Below are 17,065 nucleotides of genomic sequence, written 5' to 3'. Positions count from 1 at the left end.
TTCAGCCCTTGACCGCGCCCGCGGTCAGGCCGGCGACGATGTGCTTCTGCGCCAGAAGGAAGAGAATGACCGTCGGCAGGATCGTCAGCGTGATGAAAGCGAGGATCAGGTGCCACTCGGAGGAATACTCCCCCTGATAAACCATGATGCCGAGCGGCCAGGGATAGAGCGCATCGGTGTTCAGCATCACCAGCGGCAACAGATAGGCGTTCCAGCTGTTGACGAAGGTGATCGTGCCGACGGTCGCCAGGATCGGCCTCGACAAAGGCAATGTCACGTAGCGGAAGAACTTGATGTAGCTGCAGCCGTCGACCAGCGCAGCCTCCAGCAGCTCGTAGGGGATGTCCTTGAAGAAACGGCGCAGCAGCAGCACGCTCATCGCCAGGCTGAAAGCCACCTGCGGCAGCGCCACGCCGAAATAGGTATCGAGCAGCCCGAGATCGCGCACCTTGATGAAGAGCGGCAACACCGCGGTCGCGGCGGGGAACAGCAGGCCAAGCGTCAAATAGCTCAGCAACATCGAGCTGCCGTAGAACCTGACATGGGCGAAGGCGAAGGCCGCCATCGAGGCCACCACCAGGGTCAATGTCACCGCGAGCGCCGAGATGATCAGCGAGTTACGCAACAGCTGCCAGTAGCGCGCGGAGAACAGGATGTCCGCATAATTCTGCCACTCCCAGTGCTGCGGCAGGCCGAACGGATTGACGCGCAGTTCGCCGAGCGATTTGAACCCGCCGAGCACGGTCGCGAGCAGCGGCACCAGCACGAACACTGCGATGGTGGCGAGGAACAATGCCTTGAACAACGCCGCAGGATCGAACGGCGCGCGGTTAGTGCCGGTCCTACTCATCGCGCATGAACCATCGCTTGTAGGTGAAGGCAAAGGTCACGCAGATCACGAACAGAATGACGCCGATGGCGCTGCCATAGCCGACCCGCATCCGGGAGATGCCGTTGTTGTAGAGGAAGCTCACCATTGTGTTGGAGGAATCCGCAGGCCCGCCGCGCGTCAGCGGCATGACGAGATCGAACAGCTGCAGCGAGCCGATGATGGCGAAGAATACGGAGAGCCGGATGGTCGGATGGAGCAAGGGGATGACGACGTGGCGCAGGGTCTGCGTCCGGGTCGCGCCGTCGATGCGCGCAGCTTCGACCAGGCTCTTGTCGAGGCTCTGAAGCGCCGCGATGAACAGCATCATGTGGAAGCCGAAATATTTCCAGACGATCACGATCAGCACCGCCAGCATCGCGGTGTCGGTCGAGGCCAGCAGGTGGGGCGGCTCGGCCCCGAAGGTGCGCCAGATCGAGGCGACAAGACCGTAATCGCCGTCGTAGACGAAGCTGAAGATCAACCCGGTCGCGATCTCGGCCAGGATGTAGGGCATGAAGAACAGCATGCGCAGCGCCACCGCGCCACGAAAGCGTTCCGCGAGCATCAGGGCGAGAGCGAGCGCAAGGGGCAGCTGGATCGCAAGCGAGACTGCGATGATCAGCCCGTTGTTGCGCAAGGCGAGCCAGAACGCACGCGTTTCCAGCACGAACCGGTAATTGTCGAGGCCGATCCAGTTGGTCGGCCTGCCGAACCCGTTCCAGTTGAAGGCCGAGTACCACGCCGCTTCGCCGATCGGCAGCACCACGAACAGCGTGAACAAGAGCAGTGCCGGCGGCAGGAACAGGATCAGGACCGTGAAGCGGCCGTCCCAGCGCGGGCCGCGGACCGCGATCGGCGCGAACGATGCCTCTACAGCGCCGATGGCCGGCGAGCTCGCGATCCGCCGGGCCACTTTCAGTTGCCCTGCTTCCAGGCCGCCTCGATCGCTTTCGCAGCATCCTGCGGGCTCATGCTGCCGCCGGCAATCTCGGCGGTGACGTCGTTGACGACGCGGCCGACCGAGGGGCCGAGGCTCTGGTCATAGAAGTTCTGGTGATAGTTCGACTTCGCCAGATTGGCCGCGATCAGCTTCATGAAGGAATTGTTGAGGCCGGCATCGGCGCCTGTACCACCGGGATGATGAAGTTGCCCGCGGCCAGCCGCGTCTGCACGTCCCTGGAGACGAAGTATTTCAGGAAGTCGACCGCCTCCTTCGGCGACCCTTTGGTGATCAGCCAGCCGGTGATGCCGCCGAGCGTGTCAGTCGGGGCACCCTTGCCGCCTGACACGACCGGGAAGTCGAACCAGCAGATCTTGTCCTCGGAGAGGCCCGTCTTGTCGGCGGCGAGCGCGCGCTGCAGATGATACACGGTGCTGATGGCGAGCGTCATCGCCGCCTTGCCGTCCCCGAAATAGCCGACCGCCTGCGGATTTTTGAAACCGAGGAAGCCGTTCTGGAACGGCTGGAGATCGACGAGCTGCTTGAACAGCTCGCCGGATTTCTGGAAGGTCTCGCCGGCGAAGCCGCCATTCTCGCCGCGCAGCGCCGCGTCGAAGGCCGGCTTGCCGCCGATGCGCACCGCGAGATGCGTCCAGTAGAAGTGCAGCGGCCATTTGTCGGCGCCGCCGACCACGATCGGCGTGACGCCGGCGGCTTTGAGTGTCTTCACCGCTGCGAGCAGATCATCCCAGCTCTTGATAGCGCCGGGATCGACCTTCGCTTTCGCCATCAGTTCCTTGTTGCAGAGGAAGCCGACCTGCGACAGCGCGGTCGGCACACCATAGACACGGCCGCCGCTCGTGAAGGCAGCGAGCGCGGCCGGTGTGAGGCTGTCGCTGTAACCCTTGACCTGATCGGTGATGTCGTCGAGGACGCCGGCCTCGATCTGCGTCTTCAACACCCCGCCGGCCCAGCTGTAGATGATGTTGGGCCGATCCTTGGATTGCAGGATCGTCGGCAGCTTGGCCTTGTAGGCCTCGTTCTCGAGGAATTGCATCTCGACCTTGACGCCCGGATGCGTCGCCTCATAGCTCCGCGCGACTTCCTCCCAGATTTTCACCTGGGCCGGGTTGGCCTCGATGTGGAGCCATTTCACTGTTGTGTCGGCTGCGGCCAGATGGGCCCCGAGCAGGCATGCGGCGGCGGCGAGTCCCAGCTTCCCGAGCAGCCTCATCACATTCCTCCCAAGCTTGTTCTGTTTCTTTGAGTGCAATCCTGCCTTCAATTTTTGAGGTACGCAACTAAAATTCTGATCTATGAACCTCACAGCGGAAATGACTATGATTTCCGGAGGCAAACGGCGGCGGCGCTTCGCACGGTCCGCAAGCAAGTCGAGAGGTATCCATGGCCGCCATCTATTCTGACCTTGCCGGCCAAGGTCGTTCTCGTCACCGGGAGCGCATCGGGAATTGGCGCTGCGATCGTGCATCGCTTCGCGCAGCAAAAGAGCAAGGTCGTGTTCTTCGACATCAAGGCCGACGAAGGCCTTCGCCTCGCACGCGAATTGTACCGCCAGCAAATCGGGCGTGGTCGGTCTCACGCGCTCTCTGGCGCGCGATTAGGGCCCGTTCCATATCCGCGTCAACGCGATAGCACCGGGCTGGATCATGACCGAACGCCAGCTCGAGAGATCGATGACGCCACCGGGCGAGGTCGAGCCGATGCAGCCGGCAACGCCTGAAGCGCAGGCTCGTCCCCGACGAGGTCGCGAAATTCACCGTGTTCCTCGCCTCCGATGAAGCCTCTGCCTGCACCGTTCAACACTACGTCGTCGATGGCCGCTGGGTGTGACATGCTTGAGACCGGTCGCAGCCCCATGACGCGAACCGGGAGCCGCGGATCCCTCCCACTGCATTGATCTCCCCCTGCTGCGGCGCGAAATCATCTGCGCCGCAACATTCAAAAATGAGACTGCCCGTCAAACCGAGCGAGGCGTCCGCACATGAACCGCATTCGACTTCGGCTAGCTTCCTTCCAAAGCCGCGGGCCGCTCGACAGCCACGGGCGACGCGCCGATTTGGCGCGGCAACAAATCGACGACACAGGGAGGAGCACAATGTCGAAATGCAGTATCGGACTGCTCGCGCTGAGCAGCCTGTTTCTTTCAGGCGCGGCGATTGCCCAGGAAAAAATCAAGGTGGGCGTCACCGCGACGCTCGAAGGGACCTACACGGTGCTCGGCGAGGACGGCATGCGCGGCCACCAGACGGCGATCAGCGTGCTGGGCAAGAAGATCGGCGACAAGGAGCTTGAATTCATCGTCGCCTCCACCGACGCGACCCCGGACTCCGCCGTGCGCGCGGTCCGCAAGCTGATCGAGCAGGACAAGGTGCAGATCCTCCTGTCGCCGCTCTCCGGCGACGAAGGCATCGCGGTGAAGAACTTCGCCAAGACCCATCCCGAGCTGACCTTCATCAACGCGGCATCGGGCGCGCAGGAGACCACCTATGTCGACCCTGCCCCGAACTTCTTCCGCTACAACATGGACGGCGCGCAGTGGCAGGTCGGCCTCGGCAAATACGCCTATGACGAGAAGAAATATCGCAAGATCGCGACCGTCGGCGAGGACTATTCCTTCATCTACACCCAGGTATTCGGGCTGGTGCTCGAGTTCTGCGGCATGGGCGGACAGGTCACCAACCGGCAATGGGTGCCTCTCGGCACCAAGGACTTCGCCTCGGTCATCGCCGCCCTGCCCGACGACGTCGATGCGATCTATCTCGGGCTCGGCGGCGCGGATGCCGTCAACTTCCTGAACCAGTATCAGCAGGCCGGCGGCAAGGCGCATCTGATGGGCGGTTCCATCATGATCGACCAGACGATCTTGTCGTCGAAGGGAAACGCCAAGAATGCCCTCATCGGCACCATCGCGGCGAGCGGCCAGGCCGACACCTGGGAGGACCCGGGTTGGCAGAAATTCGTGAAGGCCTATCAGGACGCCTTCCCTCCGAACAAGCGCTTCCCGAGCCCGTCGTTGCTGGCCACCAACTATTATGGCTCGACCATGGCGCTGATCCTGGCGCTGCGTGAGGTCAACGGCGATCTCAGCGACAACCAATCGAAGTTCAAGGCTGCGCTGGCGAAGATCGAGATCGATGCGCCGAACGGCAAGATCAAGCTCGACTCCAACCGCCAGGCGATTGGAACCAACTTCGTGACTGAAGTCGTCGACGACGGCAAGGGCGCGTTGTTCAGCAAGGTGGTGAAGGTGATCCCGAACGTGAATCAGACACTCGGCTATGAACCGGCGGTGTTCTCCAAGATCGGATTGCCGAGCCGCACCGTGCCGGAATGTAAGAAGTATTGACGTATCACATCGGCAGTGCGCAACTGGGGAGCGACTTGCTGACGCGGCCGCTCTCCGCACTTGCATTCTCGGCAGCGTTGTTGAAGGCTGGCTGAAAAGACAAGAACGTTCGGGAGGGGAAGGCATGAGCCGTGCGCTCGCGGTCTTCCACGGCCGCTTCGGCCGGGCGACGGTTTATCAGTTGAACCGCCCTTTCAATATTCACGCCCATCGCGAAGGTCATCTGATCTTCCATGTCGGCGGCATGCCGGCATGCATCGATGTTTGCGACGGACATTACGATCTCAACGAATCTTCCGTCGTCGCGGTGAATCCGTGGGAGCCGCACAACTTCCTGCCGACCGATCTCGATGGCGGTGCCATCTTCTTCGTGCTCTACGTCAATGCTGAATGGTTCGCGCCCGACGCCTCGGGCACCAACCGCATGCGTTTCGGCCGGACCCAGTTCAAGCGCACGCCCGCACTCGACAAGCACATCAAGAGGACCGCCGCGCTCGTGTGCGGCGCACCATCACTCTCCAGTCTCGATTCCGAGCTGAGGCGACTGATCGACATCTGCTACGACGAAAGCTGGCAGCAGGCCGAGATCGCGCGCGATCCGCGCGCCGCCGGCTCCGTTACCGATTTTCGCGTGCGCAAATGCATCAAGATGATGTCGGAGAGTCCCGGCGCCGAGATCGAGCTCGATACGATCGCCCGGGAGTCCGGCCTGTCGCGGCCACACTTCTACCGGCTGTTCCGCGTCCAGACCGGCGTCACACCGAACCTCTATCTCAACACGCTGATCATGGAACAGGCGCTCGAGGCGCTGGTGGCCAGCGAGACGCCGATCGCCGACATCGGCTTCGATCTCGGCTTCTCCTCGCAGAGCGGCTTCACCCGCTTCTTCGCCGCCAATGTCGGGATGGCCCCGACCGATTATCGTCGCGCGGCCAAGGTTTTGCGCGCCTGACCGCTGCACGAAAAGATACTCACGATCAAACGTCGCCCTCGCCGCGCGGCTAGGATGTCGGCAACGCGATCCCGAGATGATCGCGACCGACGGGAGCGCACGTCCATGGCAAGGCCTGCAGCCGCTATAGGGCTGTCCGACCTGCATTCAATGAATCATCGGCGTGCCGCCCGAACAAGCGGACGGCGCACATGAGCCGTTTCATCGAACGCCATCCAGCCTGGGCACTGATCACGATCATCGCCGGCGCCGTGCTACTCTGGCTGATCTTCGCGGTCTGGCCGCCGGGTCTCGAAGAGGCGATCGGCCGCAAGCGGGTCTTCCTCAACGCCGTCTTCAACGGGATCACGCTCGGAGGCCTCTACTTCCTCGTCGCCAGCGGTTTCACGCTGATCTTCGGCCTGATGCGCAACGTCAATCTCGCACACGGTTCGCTCTATCTGTTCGGTGGTTATGTCGGCTACGCCATCAGCACGGCGACCGGCTCCTGGATCCTCAGCTTCATCGTCGCCTTCATCCTGACGGCCCTCGTCGGCGTGCTGCTCCAGGTGATCGTGTTCCGGCGCATGGAAGGCCAGGACCTCAGGCAGACCATGGTGACGATCGGGCTGTCGATCGTGTTTGCCGATCTGATGCTGTGGGCCTGCGGCGGTGATTTCTACCAGATCCAGACCCCGAGCTGGCTGATCGGACCCGTGGATCTGCCGCTGGTCACGGCGGTGAAGTCCTCGGGCGAGCCGGTCTATCTCAGATATCCGATGGTGCGGCTCGTGATCTTCGTCGCGTCCGTGGTCATCGGCGTCGCGATGTGGCTCGCGCTCAACCGCACGCGGATCGGCATGATCATCCGCGCAGGTGTGGACGACCGTGATATCCTTGCCGCAACCGGTGTGCGCATCCAGCTCGTCTTCGTGCTGGTGTTCGCATTCGGCGCGGGGCTTGCCGGCATCGCCGGTGTGGTCGGCGGTACCTTCCAGTCCTTGTCGCCCGGGGAGGACATCCGCTTCCTGCTGGCCTCCCTCGTGGTCGTGATCGTCGGCGGCATGGGCTCGATCCCCGGTGCGGCGCTCGGAGCGCTGATCATCGGCCTCGCCGAGCAGCTCGGCTCGGTCTACATCCCGACCTACGCCATCGTCGTGACCTTCCTGATCATGGTGCTTGTGCTGGCGATCCGGCCACAAGGCCTGTTGGCGAGGCGCTGAGATGTCGCTCGCGCACGATGCCCGCGTCCCCGTTCGTCCCGACCTGGCGCAGCAGGGTGCGCGGACATGGCCGGAGATCAACAATCCCGCCGCCTGGGCCGTTGCGGCCATTCTCCTGATCATGCCGCTGATGGCCAACGGCTTCTTCCTGATCGAGATCTTCGCGACCACGCTGATCCTCGGCACCATGGCGCTGAGCCTGATGTTCCTCGCCGGCTATGGCGGCATGGTCAGTCTGATGCAGCTCACCATCGCGGGCTTCTCGGCTTACATGGTCGCCGTGTTCGGCGTCAGCGCCAACGCCAACATCAGCCTGGGCTGGCCGTGGTGGCTCGCCGTTCCGATGGCGCTGGCATTGGCGACCGCCTTCGGCACGCTCGGCGGTGCGCTCGCGGTGCGCACCGAAGGCATCTACACCATCATGATCACGCTCGCGATTGGAGCTGCCTTCTATTATTTCACCAACCAGAACTGGGCGATCTTCAACGGCCATACCGGCATCAACACCGTGGCCACGCCGCACTTCTGGGGCGTGAACTGGCGCGCGGACATTCCCTTCTACTACGTCGTGCTCGCGGTCGCCGCGCTCTGCTATTTCGCGGTTGAATATGTCTCGCGCGCCCCCTTCGGGCTCGCGCTCCAGGGCGTGCGCGACAATCCGCGACGCATGGCAGCGCTCGGCTTCAACGTCAACGCCCATCGCGTTGCCGCCTACGCCTTCGCGTCTTTCGTGGCCGCGCTCGCCGGCGTTCTCCAGGTCTGGAATTATCGCCAGATCTCGCCGGGGTCGGTCAGCGTCGGCGCCTGCATCGACGTGCTGATCATCGCCGTGGTCGGCGGCATCACCCGCCCGATCGGCCCGTTCATCGGTGCGCTGATCTTCGTGCTGCTGCGCACCTTCGCGCTCGACGTTCTGATCAGGCTAGGTCTCGACGGCAACCGCTTCCGCCTGCTGATCGGACTCGGCTTCCTCGCCATCGTGTTCTGGTCCTCGGACGGCGTCATCGGCCTGTGGCAGCGCTGGCGCCAGCATCAGCGCCGCGACGTCAACCGCTCCGGTGGAGGGCGCGGCCATGGATAGCGTCGCCCAGCGCCTCTCCGCCGTCGGTGCCGGTGCCGCGCTCGAGCTGCGCGGCGTGACGCGGTTGTTCGGCGCGCTCGCAGCGCTGACCGACGTCACCATCACGGTTCGTCCGGGCGAGCGGCGCGCCGTGCTCGGCTCGAACGGCGCCGGTAAGACCACGCTGTTCAACTGCATCACCGGCGACTTCCCGCCCTCCTCCGGCACCATCCGTTTCTTCGGCGAGGACGTCACGCACTTCCCGCCCTATGAACGCATCCGCCGCGGGCTGCGCCGGACCTACCAGATCTCGGCGCTGTTCCCCGGCCTCACCGTGCAGGACAACATCTATCTCGCCTGCCGTGGCGTCTCGCGCGGGCGCTTCTCGTTCCTGCGCCCGGGACAGAACGACGCCCTGATGCATGCCGCGGACAACCTCGTCCAGGCCGTGCATCTGTCCGCCGTGAAGGACCAGCGCGTCGCCGAGCTGGCGCACGGCCAGCAGCGCCAGCTCGAGATCGCGCTCGCACTCGCCGGCGCGCCGCGCTTCGTCCTGTTCGACGAGCCGGCCGCGGGCCTGTCCCCGACCGAGCGAGCCGAGCTGATCGAGATCCTGACCTCCCTGCCGGCCCATATCGGCTACATCATCATCGAGCACGACATGGATGTCGCCCTGCGCGTCGTCGAGAGCGTCACGATGATGCACAACGGGCGCGTCTTCAAGGAAGGCCTGCCGCAGGAGATCCAGTCCGATCCCGAAGTGCAGGAGCTCTATCTGGGAGGCGGCCATGAGTGAGGTCCGCCGCTCACCCGCTGCGCTCGAAGTCCGCGGTCTCGACGTCTATTACGGTCACTCCCACGCGCTGCAAGGCGTCGATGTCACGCTGGAGAGCGGCGTTTTCTCCGTCGTCGGCCGCAACGGCATGGGCAAGACCACGCTGTGCAAGGCGATCATGGGGCTGGTCGGCGTGAGCGGCGGATCGATCCGCGTGCGCGGCGAGGACGTCACGCGGCGGCCGCCGGCCCAGATCGCGCGGCTCGGCGTCGGCTATGTGCCGCAAGGACGGCGTCTCTGGCGCTCGCTCAGCGTCGACGAGCATCTGCGGCTTGCCGGCGGGCTGCGCTCCGGCGCCTGGACCGTCGAGCGCATCTACGACACCTTCCCGCGGCTCGCCGAACGCAAGGATCATGGCGGCGGCCAGCTTTCCGGCGGTGAGCAGCAGATGCTGGCGATCTCGCGCGCGCTGCTCACCAATCCGCATCTCCTGATCATGGACGAGCCGACCGAAGGCCTCGCGCCCGTCATCGTCGCACAGGTCGAGGAGATGCTGCTGCAGCTGGGCGAGGACGGTGACATGTCCGTGCTCGTGATCGAACAGAACATCGGCGTTGCCACCGCGGTCTCGCGCAATGTCGCGATCATGGTCAACGGCCGCGTCAACCGCATCATCGACTCCGGCCGTCTGGCCGCCGACCGCGAGTTGCAGCGGCGCCTGCTCGGGGTCGGCCTTCACGCCGAGCTCGCGCCCGATGTCGACATCTCCGCCTCCCCGGCTGAGGCGAAACCGGCGCCGACGCCACGGCGCGATGGACCGGTCCGCATCTACATCTCCAATCCCACGCCACCGACGCGATGGTCGCAGCCGGCGCCGATCGCCCGCATCGAGGCGGCGGCCCGCACGGTCTCGACGCAGGCCGCGCGGCTGGAGGAGACGACGCGGCGCAAGCGCGAGCCGATGGCGGCGCAGACCGCCGGCCCGCCCGTCGTGCTGGTCGTCGGCACCCTCGACACCAAAGGCACCGAGTTGCGCTTCATCCGCGACATCATCGCGGCAACCGGCCTTCGCACGCGGCTGGTCGACGTTTCGACCAGTGGCAAGCATTCCAGCTGCGATGTCTCCGCGCAGGAGATTGCCCTGAACCACGGCCGCGGCGGATCCGCCGTGTTCGGCCCCGACCGCGGCGCCGCCGTGACCGCGATGGCCGATGCGTTCGCCAACTGGCTGCGGCGTCAGGGCAACGTTGCCGGCGTGATCTCGGCCGGCGGCTCGGGCGCGGCGTCGCTGGTTGCGCCAGGCATGCGCACCCTTCCCGTCGGCGTGCCCAAGCTGATCATCTCCTCCGTCGCCTCGGGCGATGTCGCACCCTATGTCGGCCCCGCCGACATCACGATGATGTACTCGGTCACGGACGTGCAGGGGCTGAACTCGATCTCGCGCGCGGTGCTGGCCAACGGCGCCAACGCGCTCGCCGGCATGGCCAAGGCGCGCCTCGACGAACGCGCCACGACGGCACGCCAGGCTGGCGGCCTGCCCTCGGTCGGCATCACCATGTTCGGCGTCACCACACCCGCGGTGCAGAAGATCACGGCCGAGCTGCGCGACGATTTCGAATGCCTGGTCTTCCACGCCACCGGCGTCGGCGGCCGGTCGATGGAAAACCTGGTCGAATCCGGCCAGCTCGCCAGCGTCATCGACCTCACCACGACCGAGATCTGCGACCTGCTGATGGGCGGCGTGTTCCCGGCGACGGAAGATCGCTTTGGTGCGATCATCCGCAGCCGGATTCCCTACATCGGCTCGGTCGGCGCGCTCGACATGGTCAATTTCGGCGCGCCCGACACCATTCCCGAGCGCTATCGCGGCCGCAAATTTCACGTCCACAATCCGCAGGTCACCTTGATGCGGACCACGGCCGAGGAGAACGAGCGCATGGGCCGCTGGATCGCCGAGCGGCTCAACCAGATGGACGGCCCTGTCCGCTTCTTCCTGCCCGAGGGCGGCGTCTCCGCGCTCGATGCGCGGGGCCAGCCGTTCTGGGATCCGGAGGCCGACGCCGCGCTGTTCCGCGCGCTGGAGCGCAGCGTGCGACAGACCGGCAATCGTCAGCTCATTCGCACGCCCAAAAACATCAACGATCCCGAGTTCGCCGCCGCCATCGTCAGTGCGTTCCGAACGCTGTTCGGCCGCATGGCTGCGCGACGGAGACTAGCGAGGTGACCGATGGCCAGGTTTGAACGCGCAGCCCTCCTGAAGAAGTTCCGCGACATGGCGAGGCGCGGCGAGCCGATCGTCGGCGGCGGCGCCGGCACCGGCCTGTCGGCAAAATGCGAGGAGGCCGGCGGCGTCGATCTCATCGTCATCTACAATTCGGGCCGCTATCGCATGGCCGGCCGCGGCTCGCTCGCGGGCCTGATGGCCTATGGCGATGCCAATGCCATCGTGCTCGAAATGGCCAGTGAAGTCCTCCCGGTGGTCGGTCAGACGCCGGTCCTTGCCGGCGTCAACGGCACTGACCCGTTCCGCGACATGGACGTCTTCCTCGATCAGCTCAAGGCACTTGGTTTCGCAGGCGTCCAGAATTTTCCGACGGTCGGTCTGATCGATGGCACCTTCCGCGCCAATCTCGAAGAGACCGGGATGTCCTATGCGCTCGAGATCGACATGATCGCGAAGGCCCATGACAAGGACATGCTGACCACGCCCTACGTATTCAGCGAGAAGGAGGCCGCCGCGATGGCGATCGCCGGTGCCGACATCATCGTCTGCCACATGGGGCTGACGACAGGCGGCACGATCGGCGCACAGACCGCGCCAAAGCTGAAGGACTGCCCCGAGCGGATCGACATCTGGGCCACGGCGGCGCTCAGCGTCAATCCGGACATCCTGGTGCTGGCCCATGGCGGCCCGATCGCAAATCCCGCCGACGCCGATTTCATCATGAAGAACACCCGTCATTGCCACGGCTTCTATGGTGCCTCCTCGATGGAGCGGCTGCCCGTGGAGCGGGCGCTGACGGAACAGGTACGTCAATTCAAGGCCATCGGCGCGCGATAAGCCGAAGGTTCGAGGGAGGAAAAAATGTCAGGGATGCTGGTCGGTGAATTGATCCTCTGGCTGATCGTCGCGATCGTCGTGATCGTGGTTGGCGTCTATATCGTGAACTGGCTCTACCACCGCTCCTCCAAGGAGACCTCGTTTGTCCGGACCGGTTTCCTCGGCGAACGCGTGGTCATCAATGGCGGCGCCTTCGTGCTGCCGTTCATCCACGACTACACGCCGGTCAACATGAACGTGCTGCCGATGGGCATCGTGCGCTCGCGGCAGGACGCCGTGATCACCCGCGACCGCATGCGGGTCGACATCGAGGCCGACTTCTATGTGCGCGTGCAGCCGACCCGCGAAGCCGTCTCGATTGCGGCCGCCACGCTCGGCCGCCGCACCATGGAACCGGAGCAGCTGCATGCCCTGCTCGCCGGCAAGTTCATCTCCGCGATCCGCTCGGTCGCCTCCGAAATGACCATGGAGGAGATGCACGAGCGGCGCGGCGACTATGTCGCACGGGTCAAGACCAACGCGGCCGAGGCGCTCGCGCTGAACGGTCTCGAGCTGGAATCGGTCGCGATCACCGATCTCGACCAGACCGACCTCGAATTCTTCAACCCCTCGAACCGCTTCGACGCCGAAGGTCTGACCCGGCTGATGGAGGACATCGAGGCCAAGCGGAAGCTGCGCAACGACATCGAGCAGGACTCGATGATCAAGATCCGCTCCCGCAACCTGGAGGCCGAGCGGCAGGCGCTCGAGATCGAGCGCGAGAGCGAGACCGCGCGCCTGGAGCAGGAGCGCGACATCGAGATGCGCCGCGCCCTCCAGCGCACCGAAGTGGCCCGCGAGCGGGCGCTGCGCGAGACCGAGGCCGAACAGGCGCAGATCTCGGCGCGCGAGGCCATCGAGCGCGCCCGCATCGCCAACGATCAGGCGATCGCGGAAGCGCGCATCGCCTCGGAGCGCGAGACCCGTCAGAAGGAGATCGAGCGGAGCCGCACCATCGAGGAGAAGGAGCTGCTGGCGCGCGAGGAGATCGAGAAGACGAGGATCGCCAACCAGCGCTCGATCGACACCACCCGCATCGCCTCCGAGCGCGAGGTGCGCCAGCGCGAGATCGAGCGGATGCGCACGGTCGAGGAAGCCGAGATTTCCGCGCGCGAAGCCATCGAGAAGGCCCGGATCCAGCAGGATCGCGTCGTCACCGATGCCCGCATCGCCAACGAAGAGGAGACGCGGCGCCGCGAGATCGAGCGCACCCGCGCCGTGGACGAGGCCGAGATCGCCGCGCGCGAGGCCACCGAAAAGGCCCGCATCGCCCAGACCATGACCGTCAACGTCGAGCGCATCTCCTCCGACGAGCGCACCCGCGCGCTGGAGATCAAGCAGGTGCGCACCATCCAGGAGGCCGAGATCGAGGCCCAGCGCACGGTCGAGGCCGCGCGCATCGCCCGCGAGCGGACGCTGGCCGCAGAACGCATCGCGGCCGAGCAGAACACCCGGCAGCTGGAGATCGAGCGCAACCAGACGCTCGACGTCGCCGGCATCGCGGCCCGCGAAGCGACGGAAGCCTCCCGCATCGCCCAGGAGGAGCGCGTGCGTTCGCTGGAGATCGCCCGCAACCGCGCCGTCGAGGAAGCCGACATCGCCTCGCGCGAGGCGATCGAAGCAGCCCGCATTGCGCAGGAGAAGGCGGTCGCGGCCGAGCGCATCCAGGCCGAGCGCGACACCCGTTCGCTCGAGATCGAGCGGACCGGCATCCTGGAAGCGGCCGAGCTGAAACGGCGCGACGCCATCGAGCGCCAGCGGATCACGGTCGATCTCGCGCTCGAGGCCGAACGCATCAACTCCTCGAAGAAGCGCGAGGTGCTCAACATCGAGCAGAAGAAGGCGATCGAGATCGCCGACGAGGATCGCGTCATCGCACTTTCCACCAAGCGCTCCGAACGCATCGACGCCGATCGCCAGGTCAAGCAGGCCGAGATCGTCGCACGCAAGGAGGTCGAGACCACCGACGTCTCGCGCGAGCAGGCGCTGGAAGCCGCCCGCATCGAGCGTCGGCGCGCCATCGAGCAGCTCGAGGTCGCCCGCGTGCAATCCCTGCAAGAGGCCGAGATTGCCTCCCGCGAGGAGGTCGAGCGCGCCCGCATCGCGTCGGATCGCGGCTTGGACGAGGCCCGCATCGGCCGCGAGCGCGAGCTGCGCAAGCTCGAAGTCAACCGCGAAAAGGACGTCGAGACCGTCCTGATGGAGAAGGCGATCGCCATTCATCAGAAATCGCTGGAGGAGTCCGCCGCGCGCGCCGCCGCCGAGGAAGCCCGTATGCGCGCCACCGAAGCGGCCGAGCGTGTCGTCACCGCTCGCGAGAGTGAGATCGCCAAGCGGCGCAAGACGGTCGAAGTTCTGCTCGCCGAGAAGCAGGCGGAGGAGACGCGCATCGCGGCCGAAGCCGAGCGCATCCGCGCCACCGTTGAAGCCGAGGCGCAGCGAATGCTCAACGAGGCCGAGAACGTGCTGACGGATCAGGCGCGCTACTCGCTGTTCCGCCGCAAGCTGCTCGACCGCATCGAGGGGATCGTGCGCGAGAGCGTCAAGCCGATGGAGAAGATCGAGGGCATCCGCATCCTCCAGGTCGACGGCCTCAACGGCAACGGGCACGGCGGTGGCAATGGCGGCCGCAGCGCCACCGACGAGGTGATCGACTCCGCGCTACGCTACCGCGTCCAGGCGCCCCTGATCGACTCCATCCTGTCCGATATCGGCGTCGAGGGCGGCAGCCTCGCAAAGATGCCCGGCCTGATCCGCGAGGCCCGCGACATGCAGGGCATCAAGGATGCCGCGCGTAAGGGCGGCGGTGGCGGCGACAAACCGGCGGCCTCTCCGCAAGCGGCCGAAGGCGGCGAGCCGCCGGCCGAGCGCGGTCCGCGAAAGAAAAGCTGAGGTCGCGCCATGGCCCGCGTCTACGTCTCCACCGTCGTCAACGCCCGCAACGATCGCGTCTGGGCGCGGGTGCGCGATTTCAACGGCCTGCCGAATTGGCACCCAGCGATCGCCGAAAGCCGGATCGAGGGCGGCGAGCCCTCCGACAAGATCGGTTGTGTGCGAGATTTTCGCCTGCGCAACGGCGACCGGATCCGCGAGAAGCTGCTCGGCCTCTCCGACTACGACATGTTCTGCACCTACTCTATCCTGGAATCGCCCATGGGCGTCGAGAACTACGTCGCGACCCTACGGCTCACGCCCGTCACCGACGGCGACCAGACCTTCATGGAATGGACCGCCGAATTCGACTGCGCGCCGGAACGCGAGACCGAGCTCGTCAGCAATATCGGCGGCGGCGTATTCCAGGGCGGCTTCGATGCCTTGAAGCGCGTGTTCGGAGGCTGACGTGACCCGACCCGTTTCGATCAAGGCACACTGCGCCCCCTCGCTCCGCTTGCGGGGAGAGGCTTGGGGTGAGGGGGAGCCTCTCCGGGGACGGAAGCAGTTGGACTCGCGGAGCCTCCCCCTCACCTGGCGCTTCGCGCCGACCTCTCCCCGCAAGCGGGGCGAGATGAAGAAAACGAGAGAGGGCTAGCCGTGCCGCACGTCGTCAAGAGCACGATCCTGAACGCGCCGACCGACACGGTGTGGAACCTGCTGCGCGATTTCAACGGGCACGATCGCTGGCATCCGGCGGTCGCGACCTCCTCGATCGAACGCGCGCAGTCCGCCGACAAGATCGGCTGCGTCAGGCGGTTCAAGCTCAAGGACGGCTCCGAGCTGCGCGAGCAATTGCTGGCCCTGTCCGACCTGGAACAGACCTGCAGCTATTGCCTGCTCGATACGCCGATCCCGATGTTCAACTACGTCGCCCATGTCCGCCTGCTGCCGGTCACCGATGGCGACCGCACCTTCTGGCACTGGGAGTCGCGGTTCACGACAAGATCCGAAGACCGGGAGCGCATCACCCACATGGTCGCCGAAGACATTTACCAAGCCGGGTTCGAAGCGATCCGGCGACACCTGAAGGAGGCCGCTTAAGCCATGGCCGTGACGGTAAAGACTTTTGCAAATGCGAGCGAGGCAGCCGGAGCGCTGTCCTCGGATCGCAGCGCGCGCTACCTCGGCGGCGGGACACTGGTGATGCGGGCGCTAAACGAAGGCGATGTCTCGATCTCGACCGTCGTCCGCGCGCAGGATCTTGCGCTGACCAGGATCGATGCGTCCGGCCCGCGCGTGACGCTCGGGGCTGGCGTCACCTTCGCGCGCGTGCTCGCCGAGCGCGGCCTCGCCTTCCTGCACGCCCCAGCCCGCTCGATCGGCGGCCCTGCCGTGCGCAATATGGGAACCGTGGGCGGCAACCTCTTTGCGCCAAGTCCCTACGGCGATTTTACCGTGGCGCTGCTGGCGCTCGACGCCACCGTCGCTGTCGCAGGCGGCTTCGGCGCGCGGGACATCCCGATCGAAGAGTTCCTGCAGGGGCGCGACCGGCAGGCCGGCACGCTGGTGCTGTCGGTCTCCTGCACGAGGCCGGCGAGTGCGGACGCCTTCCGCTATCGCAAGATCGCGCGGATCAAGCCGAAGGGCGGCGCGGTGATCACGCTGGCCGCGCATCTGCCCATCAGCGGGGGCCGGATTGCGGGTGCGCGGATCGCCCTGGGCTCGATGGCGCCGACGCAGATCCGCGCCCGAGCCGCCGAGCGCACACTGGAGGGCCGATCACTGGATGCCGCGACCATCGCGGCGGCCGCATCGGCGGCAAGCGAAGGAACATCGCCGTCGGACAACGCGCTCGGCAGCGCCTGGTACCGCCGCGAGATCGTCGGCGTGCATCTGCGGCGTCTGCTGTCGGGACAGGAATAGA

General features: G+C 65.5%; 15 protein-coding genes and 1 pseudogene. 13 read left to right on the top strand and 3 right to left on the bottom strand.

The annotated features are described in order from the left end of the window. Nucleotide 1 precedes the first annotated feature (1 nt). The 3 genes and pseudogenes from ACNJYB_RS14860 to ACNJYB_RS14850 form a co-directional block, all read right to left on the bottom strand. Entirely contained in the window at nt 2-850 is an 849-nt protein-coding gene (locus ACNJYB_RS14860; RefSeq protein WP_439374634.1) for a carbohydrate ABC transporter permease, read from the bottom strand. Further along, on the bottom strand, nt 843-1,784 hold the full coding sequence (locus tag ACNJYB_RS14855) for a carbohydrate ABC transporter permease (RefSeq protein ID WP_439374633.1): 942 nt from the start codon (nt 1,782-1,784) through the stop codon (nt 843-845). Before ACNJYB_RS14855 ends, ACNJYB_RS14860 begins: the two co-directional genes overlap by 8 nt. 2 nt (nt 1,785-1,786) lie before the next feature. Then, nucleotides 1,787-3,045: pseudogene (locus tag ACNJYB_RS14850) on the bottom strand (extracellular solute-binding protein). Nucleotides 3,046-3,078: 33 nt separating this feature from the next. On the opposite strand from ACNJYB_RS14850, the gene ACNJYB_RS14845 reads away from it, so the two are divergent. The 13 genes from ACNJYB_RS14845 (at nt 3,079) to ACNJYB_RS14785 (ending at nt 17,064) form a co-directional block, all read left to right on the top strand. Next, the gene (locus ACNJYB_RS14845; RefSeq protein ID WP_439374632.1) at nt 3,079-3,552 is read left to right on the top strand and encodes an SDR family NAD(P)-dependent oxidoreductase; all 474 of its coding nucleotides are present in this window, start codon (nt 3,079-3,081) and stop codon (nt 3,550-3,552) included. Next, nucleotides 3,549-3,662 carry an SDR family oxidoreductase gene (locus tag ACNJYB_RS14840; protein WP_439375556.1) on the top strand — a complete coding sequence of 38 codons (114 nt, stop codon included), beginning with the start codon at nt 3,549-3,551 and terminating at the stop codon, nt 3,660-3,662. The genes ACNJYB_RS14845 and ACNJYB_RS14840 overlap by 4 nt, the downstream gene beginning before the upstream one ends. A gap of 265 nt (nt 3,663-3,927) precedes the next feature. Beyond that, nucleotides 3,928-5,178 carry an ABC transporter substrate-binding protein gene (locus ACNJYB_RS14835; RefSeq protein WP_439374631.1) on the top strand — a complete coding sequence of 417 codons (1,251 nt, stop codon included), beginning with the start codon at nt 3,928-3,930 and terminating at the stop codon, nt 5,176-5,178. Nucleotides 5,179-5,302: 124 nt separating this feature from the next. Beyond that, nucleotides 5,303-6,130, top strand: a complete 828-nt coding sequence (locus ACNJYB_RS14830) for a helix-turn-helix domain-containing protein (RefSeq protein ID WP_439374630.1) — start codon at nt 5,303-5,305, stop codon at nt 6,128-6,130. A 191-nt stretch (nt 6,131-6,321) separates the two neighbouring features. Beyond that, a complete protein-coding gene (locus tag ACNJYB_RS14825; RefSeq protein WP_439374629.1) occupies nt 6,322-7,332 on the top strand; it encodes a branched-chain amino acid ABC transporter permease in 1,011 nt (336 codons plus the stop codon). Between the two features lies 1 nt (nt 7,333). Continuing rightward, nucleotides 7,334-8,413: a branched-chain amino acid ABC transporter permease gene (locus tag ACNJYB_RS14820; protein WP_439374628.1), complete on the top strand. Its 1,080-nt coding sequence runs from the start codon at nt 7,334-7,336 to the stop codon at nt 8,411-8,413. Next, nucleotides 8,406-9,188 (top strand): ABC transporter ATP-binding protein, encoded by a 783-nt coding sequence (locus ACNJYB_RS14815; protein ID WP_439374627.1) that lies wholly within the window; start codon nt 8,406-8,408, stop codon nt 9,186-9,188. The genes ACNJYB_RS14820 and ACNJYB_RS14815 overlap by 8 nt, the downstream gene beginning before the upstream one ends. Beyond that, complete coding sequence (locus ACNJYB_RS14810) at nt 9,181-11,391, top strand: ABC transporter permease (RefSeq protein WP_439374626.1); 2,211 nt, start codon at nt 9,181-9,183, stop codon at nt 11,389-11,391. The genes ACNJYB_RS14815 and ACNJYB_RS14810 overlap by 8 nt, the downstream gene beginning before the upstream one ends. A gap of 3 nt (nt 11,392-11,394) precedes the next feature. Further along, on the top strand, nt 11,395-12,228 hold the full coding sequence (locus ACNJYB_RS14805) for a phosphoenolpyruvate hydrolase family protein (protein WP_439374625.1): 834 nt from the start codon (nt 11,395-11,397) through the stop codon (nt 12,226-12,228). 24 nt (nt 12,229-12,252) lie between these two features. Continuing rightward, nucleotides 12,253-15,159 (top strand): flotillin domain-containing protein, encoded by a 2,907-nt coding sequence (locus ACNJYB_RS14800; protein ID WP_439374624.1) that lies wholly within the window; start codon nt 12,253-12,255, stop codon nt 15,157-15,159. A 9-nt stretch (nt 15,160-15,168) separates the two neighbouring features. Then, the gene (locus tag ACNJYB_RS14795) at nt 15,169-15,606 is read left to right on the top strand and encodes an SRPBCC family protein (RefSeq protein ID WP_018643039.1); all 438 of its coding nucleotides are present in this window, start codon (nt 15,169-15,171) and stop codon (nt 15,604-15,606) included. A gap of 192 nt (nt 15,607-15,798) precedes the next feature. Further along, a complete protein-coding gene (locus ACNJYB_RS14790) occupies nt 15,799-16,242 on the top strand; it encodes an SRPBCC family protein (RefSeq protein WP_439374623.1) in 444 nt (147 codons plus the stop codon). A 3-nt stretch (nt 16,243-16,245) separates the two neighbouring features. Then, nucleotides 16,246-17,064: an FAD binding domain-containing protein gene (locus ACNJYB_RS14785; protein WP_439374622.1), complete on the top strand. Its 819-nt coding sequence runs from the start codon at nt 16,246-16,248 to the stop codon at nt 17,062-17,064. Nucleotide 17,065: the final 1 nt, after the last annotated feature.

It is taken from the genome of Bradyrhizobium sp. SMVTL-02 (assembly GCF_051853005.1).
Taxonomy (GTDB): Bacteria; Pseudomonadota; Alphaproteobacteria; order Rhizobiales; family Xanthobacteraceae; genus Bradyrhizobium.
The sequence above is the reverse complement of the archived record's forward strand: the minus strand, read 5'-3'. Positions and strand labels throughout refer to the sequence as shown.

Coding starts and splice junctions, on each gene's coding strand:
- ACNJYB_RS14805 (WP_439374625.1), top strand. CDS start 11,395: ATGGCCAGGTTTGAACGCGCAGCCCTCCTGAAGAAGTTCCGCGACATG.
- ACNJYB_RS14825 (WP_439374629.1), top strand. CDS start 6,322: ATGAGCCGTTTCATCGAACGCCATCCAGCCTGGGCACTGATCACGATC.
- ACNJYB_RS14800 (WP_439374624.1), top strand. CDS start 12,253: ATGTCAGGGATGCTGGTCGGTGAATTGATCCTCTGGCTGATCGTCGCG.
- ACNJYB_RS14830 (WP_439374630.1), top strand. CDS start 5,303: ATGAGCCGTGCGCTCGCGGTCTTCCACGGCCGCTTCGGCCGGGCGACG.
- ACNJYB_RS14820 (WP_439374628.1), top strand. CDS start 7,334: ATGTCGCTCGCGCACGATGCCCGCGTCCCCGTTCGTCCCGACCTGGCG.
- ACNJYB_RS14785 (WP_439374622.1), top strand. CDS start 16,246: ATGGCCGTGACGGTAAAGACTTTTGCAAATGCGAGCGAGGCAGCCGGA.
- ACNJYB_RS14815 (WP_439374627.1), top strand. CDS start 8,406: ATGGATAGCGTCGCCCAGCGCCTCTCCGCCGTCGGTGCCGGTGCCGCG.
- ACNJYB_RS14835 (WP_439374631.1), top strand. CDS start 3,928: ATGTCGAAATGCAGTATCGGACTGCTCGCGCTGAGCAGCCTGTTTCTT.
- ACNJYB_RS14860 (WP_439374634.1), bottom strand. CDS start 850: ATGAGTAGGACCGGCACTAACCGCGCGCCGTTCGATCCTGCGGCGTTG.
- ACNJYB_RS14795 (WP_018643039.1), top strand. CDS start 15,169: ATGGCCCGCGTCTACGTCTCCACCGTCGTCAACGCCCGCAACGATCGC.
- ACNJYB_RS14810 (WP_439374626.1), top strand. CDS start 9,181: ATGAGTGAGGTCCGCCGCTCACCCGCTGCGCTCGAAGTCCGCGGTCTC.